General features: G+C 33.4%; 13 protein-coding genes. 11 read left to right on the forward strand and 2 right to left on the reverse strand.

Features of this window, described 5'->3' with window-relative positions:
* The 7 genes from FP433_RS03735 (at position 1) to FP433_RS03765 (ending at position 7579) form a co-directional block, all read left to right on the forward strand.
* The gene (locus tag FP433_RS03735) at positions 1-1623 is read left to right on the forward strand and encodes a TcaA 3rd/4th domain-containing protein (protein ID WP_265484594.1); all 1623 of its coding nucleotides are present in this window, start codon (positions 1-3) and stop codon (positions 1621-1623) included.
* On the forward strand, positions 1607-2494 hold the full coding sequence (locus FP433_RS03740; protein WP_265487209.1) for a hypothetical protein: 888 nt from the start codon (positions 1607-1609) through the stop codon (positions 2492-2494). The genes FP433_RS03735 and FP433_RS03740 overlap by 17 nt, the downstream gene beginning before the upstream one ends.
* 37 nt (positions 2495-2531) lie before the next feature.
* On the forward strand, positions 2532-3260 hold the full coding sequence (locus FP433_RS03745; protein ID WP_265484592.1) for a hypothetical protein: 729 nt from the start codon (positions 2532-2534) through the stop codon (positions 3258-3260).
* A gap of 187 nt (positions 3261-3447) precedes the next feature.
* Positions 3448-4305, forward strand: coding sequence for a helix-turn-helix domain-containing protein (locus FP433_RS03750; protein WP_265484591.1), 858 nt, complete (start codon positions 3448-3450; stop codon positions 4303-4305).
* Positions 4302-5138 carry a helix-turn-helix domain-containing protein gene (locus tag FP433_RS03755; protein WP_265484590.1) on the forward strand — a complete coding sequence of 279 codons (837 nt, stop codon included), beginning with the start codon at positions 4302-4304 and terminating at the stop codon, positions 5136-5138. The genes FP433_RS03750 and FP433_RS03755 overlap by 4 nt, the downstream gene beginning before the upstream one ends.
* Positions 5139-5152: 14 nt before the next feature.
* A complete protein-coding gene (locus tag FP433_RS03760; RefSeq protein WP_265487211.1) occupies positions 5153-6769 on the forward strand; it encodes a peptide ABC transporter substrate-binding protein in 1617 nt (538 codons plus the stop codon).
* Positions 6770-6802: 33 nt separating this feature from the next.
* On the forward strand, positions 6803-7579 hold the full coding sequence (locus tag FP433_RS03765) for a DUF4767 domain-containing protein (protein WP_265487213.1): 777 nt from the start codon (positions 6803-6805) through the stop codon (positions 7577-7579).
* 77 nt (positions 7580-7656) lie between these two features.
* Here the strand turns inward: FP433_RS03765 and FP433_RS03770 are convergent, their stop codons facing one another.
* A complete protein-coding gene (locus FP433_RS03770) occupies positions 7657-8505 on the reverse strand; it encodes an SLAP domain-containing protein (protein ID WP_265487214.1) in 849 nt (282 codons plus the stop codon).
* Between the two features lie 190 nt (positions 8506-8695).
* Here FP433_RS03770 and FP433_RS03775 point away from each other — a divergent pair, with 190 nt between their 5' ends.
* The 3 genes from FP433_RS03775 to budA all read left to right on the forward strand — a co-directional run bounded on the left by FP433_RS03775 (position 8696) and on the right by budA (position 12113).
* Positions 8696-9589: an SLAP domain-containing protein gene (locus tag FP433_RS03775; RefSeq protein ID WP_265487216.1), complete on the forward strand. Its 894-nt coding sequence runs from the start codon at positions 8696-8698 to the stop codon at positions 9587-9589.
* Between the two features lie 109 nt (positions 9590-9698).
* Positions 9699-11384 (forward strand): acetolactate synthase AlsS, encoded by a 1686-nt coding sequence (gene alsS / locus FP433_RS03780; protein ID WP_265487218.1) that lies wholly within the window; start codon positions 9699-9701, stop codon positions 11382-11384.
* An 18-nt stretch (positions 11385-11402) separates the two neighbouring features.
* A complete protein-coding gene (budA, locus tag FP433_RS03785) occupies positions 11403-12113 on the forward strand; it encodes an acetolactate decarboxylase (protein ID WP_265487220.1) in 711 nt (236 codons plus the stop codon).
* Positions 12114-12288: 175 nt separating this feature from the next.
* Here budA and FP433_RS03790 read toward each other — a convergent pair whose 3' ends face one another.
* Positions 12289-14016, reverse strand: coding sequence for an ABC transporter ATP-binding protein (locus FP433_RS03790; RefSeq protein ID WP_265487222.1), 1728 nt, complete (start codon positions 14014-14016; stop codon positions 12289-12291).
* Between the two features lie 134 nt (positions 14017-14150).
* On the opposite strand from FP433_RS03790, the gene FP433_RS03795 reads away from it, so the two are divergent.
* Positions 14151-16667, forward strand: a complete 2517-nt coding sequence (locus FP433_RS03795) for an excinuclease ABC subunit UvrA (protein WP_265487224.1) — start codon at positions 14151-14153, stop codon at positions 16665-16667.
* The last annotated feature ends 273 nt before the right edge of the window (positions 16668-16940 follow it).

Genomic DNA, 16940 nt, shown 5'->3' on the forward strand with positions numbered 1-16940 from the left:
ATGAAAAAATTTTGTCCAAATTGTGGGAAACCGGTTAATCCGACTGATAAAGTATGTGGTAATTGTGGACATCGCCTTTCTGACCAGAAAGAGCCTGTAGAAAAAGTTTCCAAATCTACTCAGCTTCCCCAAGAAACTGAACATAGTACTCAATCTTCTGCTTTAGATTCTAAACAGCAATCTTCAATGAAATGTCCAAATTGTGGGAAATCTGTTAGTCCAACTGATAAAGTATGTGGTAATTGTGGATATCATTTAAGCGAGCCTTCTAGGGTTAAAAAGGCACCTCAACAATCTAAAAAATCAGTTTCAAATTTTGAATCTAAACCCCAAATTCAAAAAAGAACACAATCTGTTCCTCGTCGGCCAATGAAAACAAAAAATAAAATTTTACTTGGCTTAGGAATTGGAGTAGTGATTATTTTAGGTGGAGGCTATTATGCTGGTAGCCAATATTTTAGCCAATCAAATCAAGTGGATCGAATTTTTGCAGCGGTAAAGAATCCTAATGCTAATTTATCTAAGGATGTAATTTCAGATGATAATACAACTAAAGTAACTGCAGCTAGCTTAAAGCCATTCCAAAATTATTATCATGAAAATCAAAAAGAAGCCGATGATTTAGCAGAAAGTATGAAAAATAACACTAATACTTCTCAAGTTCAATTAGTTAAAAATGGCTCTAACTTCTTAATTTTTCCTAAGTATGTTTTGAAATTGAGAACCTATAAGCCAGAAATTTCAACTAATCATGATAATTCTATTGTTAAGATTAACGGGAAAACTATTGGTAACTTAACTGAAGATGGTGCTAGTTATACAACAACTAGTCCAAGCCTTTTTCCAGGGAAGTATAATTTAGAAGTTCAATCGGATGTTTCAGGTCGTACTTTAAAAACAAGCTCTAGTGTAGACGTTTGGAATAATAAAGATATTAATTTGGATATTAAAACCCAAACTTTTAAAATTAAGGGCACACCTAATGCTGATGTATATATTAATGATCAAAAGATTGGTACGTTAGATAATGATGGTGAAGCTACTTGTGAAGATTATCCAATGACAAAAAATATGAATCTTTATTTAACAACTACTTACAATAAAAAGACTATTAAATCAGAAGTAATCACTGATTTAGAAGGAGAAATTGACAGTATAAGTGATGAGGAAAATGGAACCTCAAACAGTGGTACTGTAACAATGGAAGATGGTAGCTGTATTGTTGAACCTCAGTGGGATGGCGTTATTTCTAAAGATGATGCTGAGAAACTATTGGATAATGCATGGTCCTCACCAGATTCTGATGAATTTATTGATGGTGAAGACAATAAAGACTACAACGATATTAAGAAAGTGCTTAAGGATATTGATAAAAATGAAGAAATAAATTCCGCTGACAAGGAAATCGTTGTTGAGTCAGTGAGTCCTGCTGGAAAAAATATGAGTGCAATAATCTTTAAGATTAATTGGACTTTCCATAAAGATGATCATGATAAAGATCAAACTATGGAGTATAAAGGTGGCTTAATCGAAAAAGATGGTGATGATTACAAGATTAAAACCATTGGAATAGGTAAATTAACTAAAGATAAAAGAGTAGATACAGATGACGATGATGACTAAAAAATTAATTTTACTTAGTAGTGTAGCTTTAATAAGTTTAGGAGCAACTGCTTGCCAAAATGATCAGCAAAAATCAAGTACAACTTCGTCTCCTAGTGCTTCTCAAAGTAAGAATAATTTTCCAGAAATAGGGAGAGATAAAAGTACTTCTTCGACAGCTAGTGAAAAGTCAGGGTCAGTTGATTCTGACTTTTCTAATAATGAATGGATGTTAATGGGCTATTTGACTTATAAAGATAAAAGTATTAATAATCTTCAAAGTACAATTCAAGAAATTGAAGATGATTTTGCTAAAAGAGATTTGATCGCCCAGAAAAACTCTGAAAGCTCGTATACTTTATCCAATCAATATGGAAGTGTTGATGTAAATATTAAGGAAGATAAAGTAGTAGTCTCAAATGATGGTGTAACTACTGTTTCTAAAGATAAACTAGCAAAAGCATTTTCTGGAAAAATGTCTTCGATTAAGGCAATGATTAAATACATAAACTCTACTTCAAATTCGGATTCTTCAGACCACTCTACTAATGATAATGAAGGTGGCTGGAAAAGCAGCTTACCTGCAGAAATATGGGGTAAGTATGAAACAAAAAAATATGGTGCGGATCTTATGAGTACAGTAACCATTGATGCAAATTCGATAACTCTTTGGGAATCGGGAATGCCACCTCGTGAAGGCAAGAATGTTAAATACAAGCAAGTCTCTAATAATACTTATCTTATTCAATATGATGGAGAAGCTCGAGGGTTATATAAAGGTGAAAAAAATGCCCGAGTATTATTCAGAAAGAATGGCAGTATTTATCAACTTGGTGAGATACAAAATGGGAAAACATCCTGGGACTCACATGATTATTATAAAAGTAATTAATTGGATAAATTGAAGAATTTAAGAAAGAAGAACAATAATGACTAAAAAATTAATTTTACTTAGTAGTTTAGCATTAATAAGTTTAGGAGCAACAGCTTGTCAAAATAATCAACAAACTAGTAGTACATCTTCTTCGCAATCATCTGTAAGTAGTAAAGCAAGTCTACCATCTGTGAATAAAACAAGTAATTCTTCAGTAGAGGAGTCGAATCAATCCTCAAATTCAGAGATAAGCCAAACTTCTTCAAGTGATCAAATGAGTTCCTCAAGCGCATCTTCAACTAGAAGCGAGCAATCCCAAGATACTAACAAAGAATCAGAAACTAACCTTCCAGGGGATGAAGGAGCTTTCCCTATTCCAAGTGAATATCAGGGAACTTGGTATGGATATGACAGTGAGGGAAAAGAAGAAAAGATTACTTTTGAAGGATCAAAGATTATTACTGAGGAAGGCTCTACACAACTTCGTAAAGTAAATATAAAGAAGCTACCAGATATTCCAAGTGAAAAGCAGGCAGTCGCCGCTAAGGATTATAGTCGGGCACTAATAGTTAGCGTTGATGGTATTCAATATATTAATGTTAGAGGTTATTTCCAAGGTGCAGGAGATGGTGGATATTATGGCGCTCATACTGAAAAAGGACAGCCAGTAATTGTCACTGCACATGGAGCTGGCGCTTGGGCAGATGGAGTATATTGGAAATCCCCAGAATTAGCTAAACAATATAAAGATGAAAAATTTGATGATTTAAATTATCAAGATTAGAAATTAAAAGTTAAAACAAAAAGACTACATAATTACCTAACGAAAGTTAAATAGGTTATGTAGGCTTTTTGTTTGAATTTATTACAAATTTTCATATTGGAAGATATTTTGAAGGATTAAGTGTTTGTAGTAAAATAGGTATGTTTTTAGACTAGTTTCTAGCCTCATTGAAAAGGAGTAATTTTTAATGGTAAAATTAGGAGCTGCACTAAAGAACATACGTCTTCAAGCAGGCATTACACAACAAGAAATGTGTGAAGGTGTATGTTCTGTATCAGCCTATTCTAAAATTGAAAGAGATATTCATAATATTGATATAGATACGCTTTGTGAAATTTTTGATAACAACCTTGGTGTAATAGATGTTGACAGCTTTTTAAAAATTATGTTAAGTGAAAATTCTAAATCTGAAGAATCAAGGTTACTAGAAAGTATTTCTCAGGCACTTGTTTTAAAAGATAAAGATAAGTTTGAGAAGATTAGAAAAGAAGCGATAAATAAAAATTTAAGCGAATTAATCAAAGAAGGATTAGCATATGCAGAAACGAGTTTTGGCATAGCTAAAAAGTGGCCAGCCACTCCTGAAATTAAAAAAAGAATTCAAATTTTATATAGAGTAGAAAATTGGGGTGGAATAGCAGTATCGAATTTAAGAACTTTGTTGCCATTTATGGATAGTAAGGAAAGAGTCTCTTTTATTAAATTAGTGCACCGTACTTTTAAAGGAGAAGATCTAGATAACGATTTTAGGACGGAATTTTTATTTTTGCTGGTAGATTATTTGAAAATTTTACTAAATGATGAGGCTCCCAAGGAAGATTTCATTTTACCTTTTAACATAGTTGGAGAAATAGCTAGTCCTTTATACGATGAAGGTCATTTTGGATATAGTTTTATTGTTAAGAAAATTGAAGCTATTGTGACTGAAGATAAGGATCTATATCGAGATATCGTGGTAATCCAGAAAGCTATTAAGATGGTTCCAGAGGATGAATCTGAGTCGTTAGAAGACAATAAGTATTATCAAAAGAGGAATCTTAAATGAAAATTTCAGAGTTATTAAAATTAATCCGCACCCTTACAGGAAAAACTCAAAAAGAATTTAGTGAAGGAATCATGACCGAATCTTATTATTCAAAGGTAGAGCGAGGTATTCATCAGATTAATGCTGATAGCTTTTTTGAATTAATAAATAAAAACTACTCTGATCCAAAACTTGAAAGAAGTATTAGGCGGATTCTAGTTGCTGGTGAAAATACAAAAAGATTAGAAAAAATAAGTAATGAATTATCAAAGACACTTTCTGATGAAGAACAAACAAGGCAGTATTACGAAAAATTATATAAGGAAGTAAAAGAGTTAAATGAAGAAGTACCGCACTCTGTGTACCTAAATTTACTTTCACTAATAGTGGCAGTTTTTCCTAACCTGTTAAATGAGCAAGAAAAAGAGTTACTTCGAATTGATTTGAAAAAGATAAATTCTCCTACTTTAATAACATCTAGCATATTGCTAAGACTACAATATACTACTTCTCTTTATTCAACTGCGGAAATAATAAAACTGATGAAAATTTTAGGTCAGTATATTATGAAGAATAAAAAAGATACTTATTTATATTTAAAATTTGCAGAGGTAGTTGTTATTGGTATCTTCCATGGACGTTATGAGAAAAATGAAGAACTGAGGGAAGAAGTGAAAAAAATGTTAGATTGTGTTTTAAAACTTGACCCTCATAATACGACATTTATTTATATTAAGATTCATATATATTTATATGAAAAAGAAGTCTTAGGAGAACCTTATGCAAAAGTAAATGATGCCGTAAGTAGAGTTGTAGAAAATATTTTACCTAATTATTCAGCAAAACAGGATTAAAAGGAAGATAAGAAATGAAGGTTAAACAAAAACTAGGAGTTGTAACACTTGTGGCAATAAGCTTATTAGCGGCGGGTTGTAGCAAGCAAAATAGTAAAGATGAAACAAAGAATTCAGAATTAAATTGGGCTACTACAGGAGAAATAACCACTTTAGATGCAAGTAAAGTTGCAGATACTGCAAGTATGGGTGCATTGGTAAATATGGGTGAAGGTTTGTATCGAATTGATAAGACCGGAAAACCAAAGTTGGCATTAGCGGATAAGGTTACTGTTTCCAAAGATAAAAAGCACTATGATTTTTATTTAAGAAAGACCAAGTGGGCTAATAATGAAGATTTAACTGCAGAAGATTTTGTTACTACTTATCGCCGTATTAGTGATCCGAAAACTAAGTCTTCAAGTATGGGGTTAATGGGTCTTTTTAAAAATGGAAAGGATATTGTTCAAGGAAAAAAGAAGGTAACTAGTTTAGGAGTATCAGCACCTTCTAAATATCACTTGCATTTTGATTTGCAAGTTCCTAATACAATGTTAAAAGAGTACTTAAGTTTACCTTCCTTTTATCCTCAAAATAGTCGTATTTTGAAAAAGGCTGGTTCACGTTATGGAACATCTTCAAAATATTTTGTGGCTAATGGACCATTTAAAATAAAAAAGTGGGATCCAAATCAAAAAAATTGGGTTTTAATTAAAAATGAAAATTATTGGGATAAAAAGCATGTGTATTTAAAAAAGATTAATGTTCAGTCTAATGCAAGTACGATCACTAGTTATAATCTTTATCAAGCTGGTAAAAGTGATAATACCTTTCTAGATAGTAGCCAAATTGCAGCTAATGAGAAAAAGAAAGAATTTCATGATTTTCCGACTTATGCTATTACTAGAATGGATTTTAATTTCAAGAATAAAGCTTTAAAAAATTTAAAAATTCGTCAGGCTATTGCTGCAGCAATCAATCGACATGAACTTTTGAAGTCACTTCATAGTACCTCAAAACCTTTGCTGGGTCTTATTCCAGAAAACTACAATAAAAATCCTAAAACTGGCACTCCTTTAGAAAAAGATGCTTATGTGAAAGAAGCTGTAACCTATAATTTACAAAGGGCAAAGCAACTTTGGAGTGCTGGAAAGAAGGAAGAAAATCTTAAAAATCTTGAACTTACTGTTTTATCAGATGACAGTTCTTCAGGCGAAGAAACCGCTGAGTATATTCAAAGTAATCTCTCAGAATTGCCAGGATTAACTGTGAAAGTTCGTCATGTTCCTTTGACACAGCAATTAGCACTAACGGCTGCTAAAAATTATGATCTAAATATTTATTCTACTTCTACACAAATTCCTAGTGCGATTGATCTCTTAAATAATTTCAAAAGTACAACGCCACAAAGTCCGGGCTGGGATAATAAAGAATATGATAGTTTATTAACAGATGCAATCAACAAAAATGGTGCTGATCCAATAAAACAGTATCAAGATTATGTTAAGGCAGAAAAACTTTTGATGAAGCAACAAGTAACAATTCCATTATTTGAAATTAACAATTCAGTATTAATTAAATCTAAGGTAAAAGGTTACATTTTTATGCCAAATTACCTAGAGTTTGATTTTAAGTCGGTTTATGTAAATTAATATTTAAAAAGTAAATTATTTTTGGAGGATAAGATGAAATTTTGCCCAAATTGTGGAAACAAAGTTAAGCCAGAGGATAATGTTTGTAGTAATTGTGGTTATCGCCTTAAGCAAAAAAGTAATCAGGCATCTCAGCCAAATTCAGATTCTTATCCAGCACCAGCAACTCGTACTGAAATTTCAAGACAGTCTCCCTCAAAAAAGAAGCATACTGCCTATAAGGTTTTCATTACTTTAGGCATCCTTGCAGTATTAGGAGAAGGAGGATACATTGCTTATCAGCATTTTAATCAATCTTCTACTTCGCAAATTGAGTCTTCTGCCAATTCTACAAATTCAAGCAGTTCAGTTACTAAAACTAGTAGTGGAAAAAGTAGCCAAGAGAGTACAACAACTAGTCAAAGTTCAGGTTATTGGAATTCAGAAAAGGAAGCAAAATTTGAAAGCTTTTTTGCTGATTGGGCTGCAGGGATGAACCAGAATTATACAAAGTACACAGGTGGTCAATTGCGTACAGATTCTGGTAGTGAATTTCCTAAAATGTTTGATCGTTTTGATGTAAATGATGAACCGGTTTCAATTGGAATGAGTGAAAATGGGGAAGGAAATAATGATTATAATGTGGTAGCAATGTATAATTATAATAAACCTGGCGCTCCTGGCACACTTCATATTACCTACTTTTTTGCTTTTCATAATGGTAATCCAGTGGTCTTAGTAGATCAAAGCACGAATGGGGACCGCATAAAGGCAACAGAGACAGAAAATAAGAAATTAAGTGAGGGCTTTGTTCGAATTGCAAATGAATAAGTGATAGGTAGTATTCACTAAAGAATGTAAAAAAAGCGATCGTTTTTTAGAAACGATCGCTTTTTTATTAAGTTAAATTACTTAGTTGCTTTTTTAGCTTTAGTATCAGCTTTAACAGTTTTTGAAGCTTTTACAGCTTTTTTAGTAGTAGCTTTCTTAGTATCTTTAGCAGCTACCTTTTTGCTATCTTTGGTAGCTTTCTTAGTATCTTTAGTAGTTAACTTTTTGCTATCCTTGGCAGCTTTTTTAGTGTCTTTAGTTGCTACTTTCTTAGTATCTTTGGTAGTTTTCTTAGTTACCTTAGTAGTCTTTTTAGTAGCTTTCTTTGAAGTTTCCTTCTTAGCAGTTTTCTTTGAAGTTGCTTTAGCATCTTCAACCTTAACATTAGCTAATTTAACGTATTGGTCTTTAGCAATTTTAACGTATTTCTTACCCTTGATAGTCTTTTCTTCAAGTTTGGCAACTTCACGCTTAGTGTTTTTCTTAATTACGCCACTCTTAGCAACACGCTTACCCTTAGCATTGTAAATAAATGCATTGTGCTTGAATACTAAAGTCTTCTTAGTAGACTTCTTCTTATCTGCTTTCTTAGTGTCATCCTTTTTAGCATCACTTGCAGCGCTTGAAGCTTGGCTTGCACTTGATGAAGCAGCACTAGCTGCTGAAGAAGTTGCAGAACTTGCAACACTAGAATCAGCAGAGCTAGTTGCAGCACTTGCTACTGAAGATGAAGCAGAACTTGCAGCTGAAACATCTGCGCTACTTGCAGCGCTAGAAGCAGCAGAAGAATCTGTAGCACTACTAGTTGCTACAACAGCAGCAGAGTCTGCATCTGCAGCTTTAGCATTAACTCCACCAGCAACTGCAGGTGCTAATGCAAGAACAGTTCCTAAAACAGTTGCAGAATACTTAATAGATTTTTTCATGATATCTTTCTCCATTCAAAATAATTTTTCTATCAATAATAATATCTTACACATTAAGATTTGCAATTAGTTCCTAATATCTAAAGACTTTCTTAAACTTTTTGTAATATCGGCAGATTTTTGAGGAAATATTTTGCAACACTTAATTAATGAGACAGTGTATAATTGAAGAAAGATAAAGGAGAGAAAAATGAAGAACAAATTTATATTATTGACCGGTGTTACCTTATTAGGTTTGAGTTTGGCGTCTTCGGTAAATGCTGCCAGTATTAATACTAATTTAATTCATAATAGTTATGTTTATTCAGGTAGTGGAAAACGTCTTAATAAAAAGACATTAAAGAAAAATAGTATCATTAAAGTCCTAGATACCAAAACAATTAAGAATAAAAAATACGTTAAGATTGCTAAAGACCAATACGTTAAAGCTACTAATGTAGCAATGCCAATTAAAAGAACTTTAACCCATAATGCTTATATTTATAACGATAAAGGTAAGCGTGTTAAGAAAGTAGTTTTAAAGAAAAATAGTAAAGTGACTACTTTTGAAACGGTAACAATTAATAAGAAAAAATTTTATCGTATTGGGAAAGATCAATATGTTAAAGTAGGAAACTTTAAGCCAACAAAAATTTTATCTTCAGATAATAAGATTGAGAAAACTCTTAAACAGACTGCTGCTTTGTACGATGAAGAAGGAAATGTAATTAAAGGTGATTATGTTCAAGAAGGTACTACTTTAGAGATAAAAGGTACTAAAACTATCGATGGTGAAAGATACTATCAAACGGCTGGGGGTTATATTAAGGCTGCAATGTTTGAGGATAAAGGAGTAGATTCAACTAAATTATCAACAAGCGTTAATTTTGAAAAGTTGAGTAATACAATTTCTTCAACTAGCTTAACTACTACTCAATTGCAAGAAAAATATCATAAAGCTGATGAAAAAGTTCGTCGTGATTATGATGAAGCACTTGCTACAGCTAAAAAAGTATTAGCAGACAAAAATGCAAGTACTCAGGACCTCACAATTGCAAACAATGATCTACAAGTAGCTTTTAATGCAATAAATGGAGAACAATAAAAATATCCTTGAAAAAGGATATTTTTTTGTTGCTAAGCAATTATATTTTTAAAATCTAGCTTTATCATTTAAAATAAGAGGGAGTATAAAAGAATAGAGGTGCCTAATTATGGAAAAGAAAATATATGGAGCAGATATTATCATAGATAGCTTAAAAAAACATAATATTGATCTTGTTTTTGGTATTCCTGGAGCAAAGATTGATCGTTTATTTGAAGCTTTAGATGGGAAAGATAGTGCAGACTCCCCTCAATTAATAGTAACTAGACATGAACAAAATGCAGTTTTTATGGCTCAAGCCTATGGGCGCTTAACTGGTAAAACAGGAGTAGCTATTGCAACCTCTGGTCCGGGAGTAGGAAACTTGACTACTGGATTGATGACTGCTGATGCAGAGGGAGATCCAGTTTTAGCCATTGGGGGCCAAGTACAAAGAAAAGATTTGTATCGTGCAACTCACCAATCGACTCCTGCAAAGCAATTAATGGCTCCAATTACACAATTTAGTGCAGAAATTCAAGATCCCAATAATATTTCTGAAACAATGGCCAACGCAATCGAAGCAACGCAAAATGCACCTAAAGGAGCAGCTTTTGTTAGTTTGCCACAAGACATTGACGATGCAATTATTACGGAAAAGCCTCTTCCTGTCTATCCTTATCCTAAAATGGGACCAGCAGATCCAGCAGATTTGAAGAAGGTTGTTGAATTAATTAAGGAAAGTAAATTGCCAGTTATTTTAGTGGGGCAAAGAGCTGGAGATGAATCTTCAACAAGGGCGTTGCGTAAACTATTAGATAAGTTTCCTTTTCCTGTCGTAGAAACTTACCAAGCAGCTGGAGTTATTTCAAGAAAGTTAGAAAAAGATTCTTACTTTGGTCGTGTAGGATTATTTAGAAACCAAGTAGGAGATCGGCTTTTAGCAAAAAGTGACCTAGTATTGGCAATTGGGTATGATGCAATTGAGTATGAGCCTCGCAATTGGAATAAAGAAGGAAACTTACGAATTATTAATTTGGATAGTGTTCCGGCTCAAATTGATAATAACTATACACCAATGATGCAATTAGTTGGGAATATCACTACCAGTTTAAAACAATTAACTGATCTTTTCTGTGATGAGTGTTACTCATATCCAGATAGTAGTAAGAAGCTGTTAGCTGATTTCAAAGCAGAACTTGATAGAGAAATTGAAGTTCCGAAGCAGACCAAGCCGACAAAGTCCCATCCCTTAGCAATTGTTAAGGCCATTCAAAATAATGTTAATGATGATACTCATGTAGCTTTAGATGTAGGTTCACATTATATTTGGATGGCGCGTTACTTTAGAGCTTATCAACCAAGACATTTATTAATTTCAAATGGAATGCAGACTTTAGGAGTAGGTTTGCCATGGGCAATTGTCGCTGCTTTACTTTATCCAGAAAGAAAGGCAGTTGCGGTTTGTGGAGATGGGGGCTTTATGTTTTCAGCCGCCGAGTTGTCAACTGCAGTTGAACATAATTTGAACTTGGTAACTATTGTTTGGAATGATGGCGGGCACTATGACATGGTTAAATTCCAAGAAGAATTGAAATATCCACAAGCTGCAGGAGTAAACTTTGGTGAAGTAGATATTGTAAAATTTGCAGAAAGTTTTGGAGCAACAGGGATGCGAGTTAATAAGCCGGAAGAACTAAATGAGGTTTTAAAGCAGGCTTTTTCTACAAAGGGTCCTGTAGTAGTTGATGTTCCAGTTGACTACTCCCATAATAAAGAATTAGCGAAAAACTTGATTGATTCTCAATTAGGATAGTAAAAAAGGAAGTTAACAATGACAACATTATATGAACATGGAACACTTGCTTCTTTGATGGCAGGTAATTTTGAAGGGACTTTAAGCTTAAAAGAACTTTTGAAACATGGAAGTATTGGAGTAGGAACTTTTAATGATTTAGATGGTGAAGGAATTATTTTAGATGGTCGTGTTTACCAAGCAGAATCTTCTGGAAAAATAAACGAAATTACCGATTTAGAACAAAAAGTTCCCTTTGCGTCGGTTCATTTTCCTGAACAAGGAGAAAAAATTGAATTAAATAATACTGATATTAAAGTAATAGAAGATGAATTACCAAGAAAGTTCAACTTACGCAATGTGTTTGCAGCAGTTAAACTTCATGGAGAATTATCTTATTTACACACACGTATTGCGCCTAAGCAAGAGAAACCTTATCCAAGTTTTTTAGAGGTTTCAAAAGATCAACCAGAATTTACTTATGAGAATGTTTCTGGAACAATTATTGGCTATTATGCACCAGCCATTTTTGATACAGTAACAGCTGGTGGCTGGCATCTTCATTTTTTAAGTGATGATCGTCAGATTGGAGGCCACTTATTAGATTTTAAGAGTAAAAAATTAGTAGGAAATTTGGAAGTTTTTGAAACTTTCGAGCAGCATTTTCCAATTTATAATCAAGAATTTAGAAATGGTAAAGTCAATCTAGACACATTAAGACAAGATATCGCTAGTTCTGAAAAAGCGTAAGAAATATTTTAAAGTAATTAATAACTATCTGATTACCCAAGACTATCTCTAAAGTTAAAACAAGAATGGACCACAAAATTCAAATAAGGATTTTGTGGTTTTATTATCCGTTCAAATAAAAAATATATTAAAAATCGCACCCACAACTAGAGGGATGCGATTGATACCAGGTATATTAATCTTTAAATTGAGTTTTTACATATTCTGCATATTTTGGCGTTGATTTAATTAATTGCTCGTGAGTACCAGCACCATCAACTGTTCCGTGATCAATGAAATAAATTTCATTCGCGTCAACGATTGTACTCAAGCGATGGGCAATTACCAAGGTGGTCCGGTTTTTCATTAAACTATTCAGTGCCTTTTGAACCATTGCCTCAGATTCAGAATCAAGACTAGCAGTTGCTTCATCTAACATTAATATTTTAGGATTACGTAAAAATGCTCGAGCAATTGCAATTCTTTGCCTTTGCCCACCGGAGAGCTTAATTCCACGTTCACCGATTTGAGTATTAAGTCCGTCTTCCATTTCTTTAACAAATTTTTCTGCATAAGCCATTTTTAGCACATGCCATAGTTCATCTTCAGAAACTTCTCTTTCTAATCCATAAACAAGGTTTTCTCGGATAGTGCCTGGCATTACAGAAGAATTTTGACCAACTAAACCAATTTGCTGACGCCAATTGCTTAAATCAAGAGTATCAATATCCTTATCACCAATTAGAATTTGGCCAGAAGTGGGTTGATAGAAACGCTCAATTAGGGCAAAAATAGTAGATTTCCCGCCACCTGATGGGCCTGCAAAAGCGACCACAGTATTGGGTTTAGCTTGAAAATTAATATTATGTAGAATTTGTTTTCCATCCTCATAAGAAAAGTTAACATTGTCAAACTTAAGAACTTTATTGGCAATATCAGATTTTTCTTTATGAGGAAGAAATTCTTCTTTTTCCAATAAAATTTGCTGGAGACGCTCGGTAGAACCACTAGTTTTTGAAAGTTCATTGAAGAATTGACTAATGATAATTACAGGACTCATAATTTGGAAAAGATACATTAGAAATGATACTAAAGCCCCCATAGTAAGGGAACCACGCATTACTCGAATTGCTCCATAGCCTAAAATTCCTAGGAAAAGAATCATCATTAACATATTAATGATTGGTTGAGTTAATGAGTTAATGAAAGCTTCTTTACGGCCAATATTGTAAAGACGGTGGATACGATCATGACCATTTTTGAGTTCTCTTTTTTCACCATTGGATGATTTAACTAACCGGATTTCTCCTAAGACATTAGTAGTGGTACTAGAGAAATTGGCAACCTCATCTTGGCGTTTACGTCCAATCTTACGTGACTGACTCATAATTGGAAGCATGGCAATAACGAAGAGTGGAACCCCAATAAACATTAAAATAGTCATTTGCCAATCCATGCTAATCATAATAAAAAGAGCTCCGAAAAATTGTAGGAGAGAAGTCATAGCATTGGGTAAGGTAGAAGCTAATAATTGCTTCACTTGCGACGTATCGTTAACTAAGCGTGAACTCATGTCCCCAGTTTTGTTATTATCAAAATAGTTAACCGGCATTTGAAGTAATTTGTGCCATAAGGCTTCACGCAGACGTGAGACAATATGTTCACCGAAGATTCCTAGTAAAAGTCCAGAAGCTGCACTAACTAATAATCCCCCAATAAAAATAATAACTGTCAAAATAATCAAAGTTGGAGAGATTGATTTGAAGTTATTGATTAGCTTTTGGGCAAGTTGTGGTACAAAAAGGTTAGCTCCAGTTCCAATAAATCCTAAAATGACTCCCCAAATTAATTTTGAATAATTTGGATGGAGTTTATTTACTAAAGCAAAAAAGTCTTTAAAATTAAATTTTTGTTTTGAATGCAAAATGTACTCCTTTCTAGTGATTCTTCAATTTTAACATTAAAATTATAATTTTAATATCTTAAAACATATGTTTGAGATTTGAGAACTCATGGACTAAAATTAAAATAGATTTTGAAAAGTTAGAGGGTTAAGTGATGAACACAAAGGTAGAATTACCTAATAATATTGAAGTACGTGGTGCGCATCTGCACAACTTAAAAAATGTTGATGTTGATATTCCGTTACATAAATTTATAGCGATTTCTGGTTTATCAGGATCTGGGAAATCATCTTTAGCGATGGGAACTCTTTATGAAGAAGGGTCGAAAAGATATTTAGATGCTCTTTCTACTTACATGCGGAGACGAATTAAACAAGGGACCAATGCGGCAGTTGATAGTATCAAACATATTCCTTCAGCACTTGCTTTGCGACAACGTCCTAGTGTTCCTAATGAACGTGCAACAGTTGGGACAACAACAGAGACCTATAATGTCTTACGATTGATTTTTTCTAGATTGGGAAGCCCAGTATGCCCCAATGGACATCAATTAAAACCAAGTTTAGCAATTGCGCAGGCAATGAGTAAAACAGAAAGTGAAATGGGTGAAATTACTTGTTCAATTTGCAATGTAAAATTCCATGTACCCAGTGCCGAGGATTTTGCTTTTAATTCAGATGGAGCCTGTCAAAATTGTGAGGGTACTGGAAAAGTACGAACACTTGATGAAAGCAAACTAATTCCGAATGAGAATTTAACTATCAAAGAAGGAGCGGTTGCCTCCTGGTCGCTTCCAGGAAGAAATTTTATGCCCAATGTTGCAGAATTTGCAGGTGTAAGAATTAATGTGCCCTTTAAAGAGTTAACTGCAAAAGAAAAAGATTTTGTTTTAAATGGACCCGAGAAAAAGTATAAAATGGATTTTCTTTCTGGAACTGGACGAGTATTTCACGATTTTAATGCTCTTTATGAAAATGCTCATCAAGCAGTTTTAAAGTCGGCGCAAAGTAGCAAGAGTGAAAGGGCTCAAAAGAGAATTTCTGAATTTTTCACTTATTCAACCTGTGAAGTTTGTCATGGATCACGCTTAAAGCCTGAATTATTAAAACAAAAAGTAAATGGAAAAAATATTTTCGAAGTAGAAAATATGTCCTTAGGTAAACTTCCTGCGTGGAGTAATGAAGTTTTAGCAAACTTACCAGCAGAAATGCATGAAATGGCAAATGAACTGATAACAGAGTTTATCAATAATTTGCAGCCCTTACTTGATCTAGGCTTAGATTATTTAACTATGGCTCGTCCTGGTAATACATTGTCGACAGGAGAACTACAAAGAATTCAATTAGCAAGAACCTTGCGCACAGAAACCACGGGTGTGCTTTATGTGTTAGATGAACCCTCCATTGGACTTCATCCAGCTAATGTTGATGGTTTAATTAAGGTAATGAAAAAAATTGTTGCTCAAGGTAACTCCTTAGTGGTAGTTGATCATAATGTTGATATTGTAGCTGCAGCAGATGAAATAATCGAAATTGGACCAGGCTCCGGACAAGAAGGAGGGAGGCTAATTGCTCAGGGGACACCAAAAGAAATTGCCAATAATTCACAGTCGTTAATTGCTCCTTATCTTACTGGGCAAGGAAATCTTTTAGTACGTAAACCTGCGCAAAAAATTAACGAAGATAAAATAAAATTTGAAGTAAATGATTATTTTAACTTAAAGGATGTTAAAACAGAAATTCCTATTAACCAATTGACAGCTGTCACTGGCTTTTCAGGAGCAGGAAAAACCAGTTTAATTTTGGATTCTTTGGTTCCAGCAATTCAGGCAAAAGATAGACAAAGTTTCCCTCAGCAAGTAAGTAATTTTTCCTCTTCTATTAAGAAAGTTGTAAGTGTAGATGCAAGTCCGATTGGGAAAAGTACACGTTCAACAGTGGCTACCTATACTTCAATTATGGATAATTTACGTAAACTTTTTGCTAAGCAACCATTGTCTAAAGAACGGCACTATACTCCAAGCTATTTTTCTTATAATAATAAGGAAGGGGCATGTGTGACGTGTAGTGGAACGGGAATTGTAACTTTAGATATTCAATTTTTGCCCGATATGCAACAAACTTGTCCAACCTGTCAAGGCACGCGCTATAATGAACAAATACAAGAAGTAAAGTGGCATGGCTATTCTATTGTAGATATTTTAAATTTAGATGTTAATGAAGCGCTTACTATTTTTAAAGAGGTTCCTAAGATTGAACGTGAATTAAAATTACTTCAAGAAGTTGGTTTAGGTTATTTGCATTTAGGTGAGAGTACGCCAGCATTATCTGGTGGAGAAGCCCAGCGTTTAAAATTAGTGACTCATTTAAGTAAAAAAGAAGAGAATACTTTGTTTGTTTTTGATGAACCAACAATTGGACTTCATCCATTAGATGTAAAGGTGTTAGTGGAGGTAATGCAACGTTTACTTGACCAAGGTGCAACAATCATTACGATTTCTCATGATCTTAACTTAATTGCAAATAGTGATTATATCTTAGATATGGGCCCGCGTGGGGGAGAAAATGGCGGAAAAATTGTTGCTGCTGGGTTAACACAAGATTTAATTAAATCACCACAAAGCTTAACGACAGAATATTTAGCCAAATATTGGAGAAAATTTAAAAGTTAATAAGTAGAAATAATGGGTATTTTCAAAGGAAATTACCTATTTATTTTTTACAAAAAAATAATATAAATGTGTTACTTTAACAAAAATCAAAAATAAAAAGGCATACACAGAAACAAAAACGAGAAATTATCAAGCATACCTTCAAAAATAACTTATATTGACAATTTAATTATTATGTAAAGTTATATAAAGTATAAACTCTAAATTCATTAACTTGGTAGCTTTTTATAAATTAATGTAATTTTATACATCTTAAAAATAAACTCCCAAAAA

The organism is Lactobacillus sp. PV012, assembly GCF_014522325.1.
Classification (GTDB): domain Bacteria; phylum Bacillota; class Bacilli; order Lactobacillales; family Lactobacillaceae; genus Lactobacillus.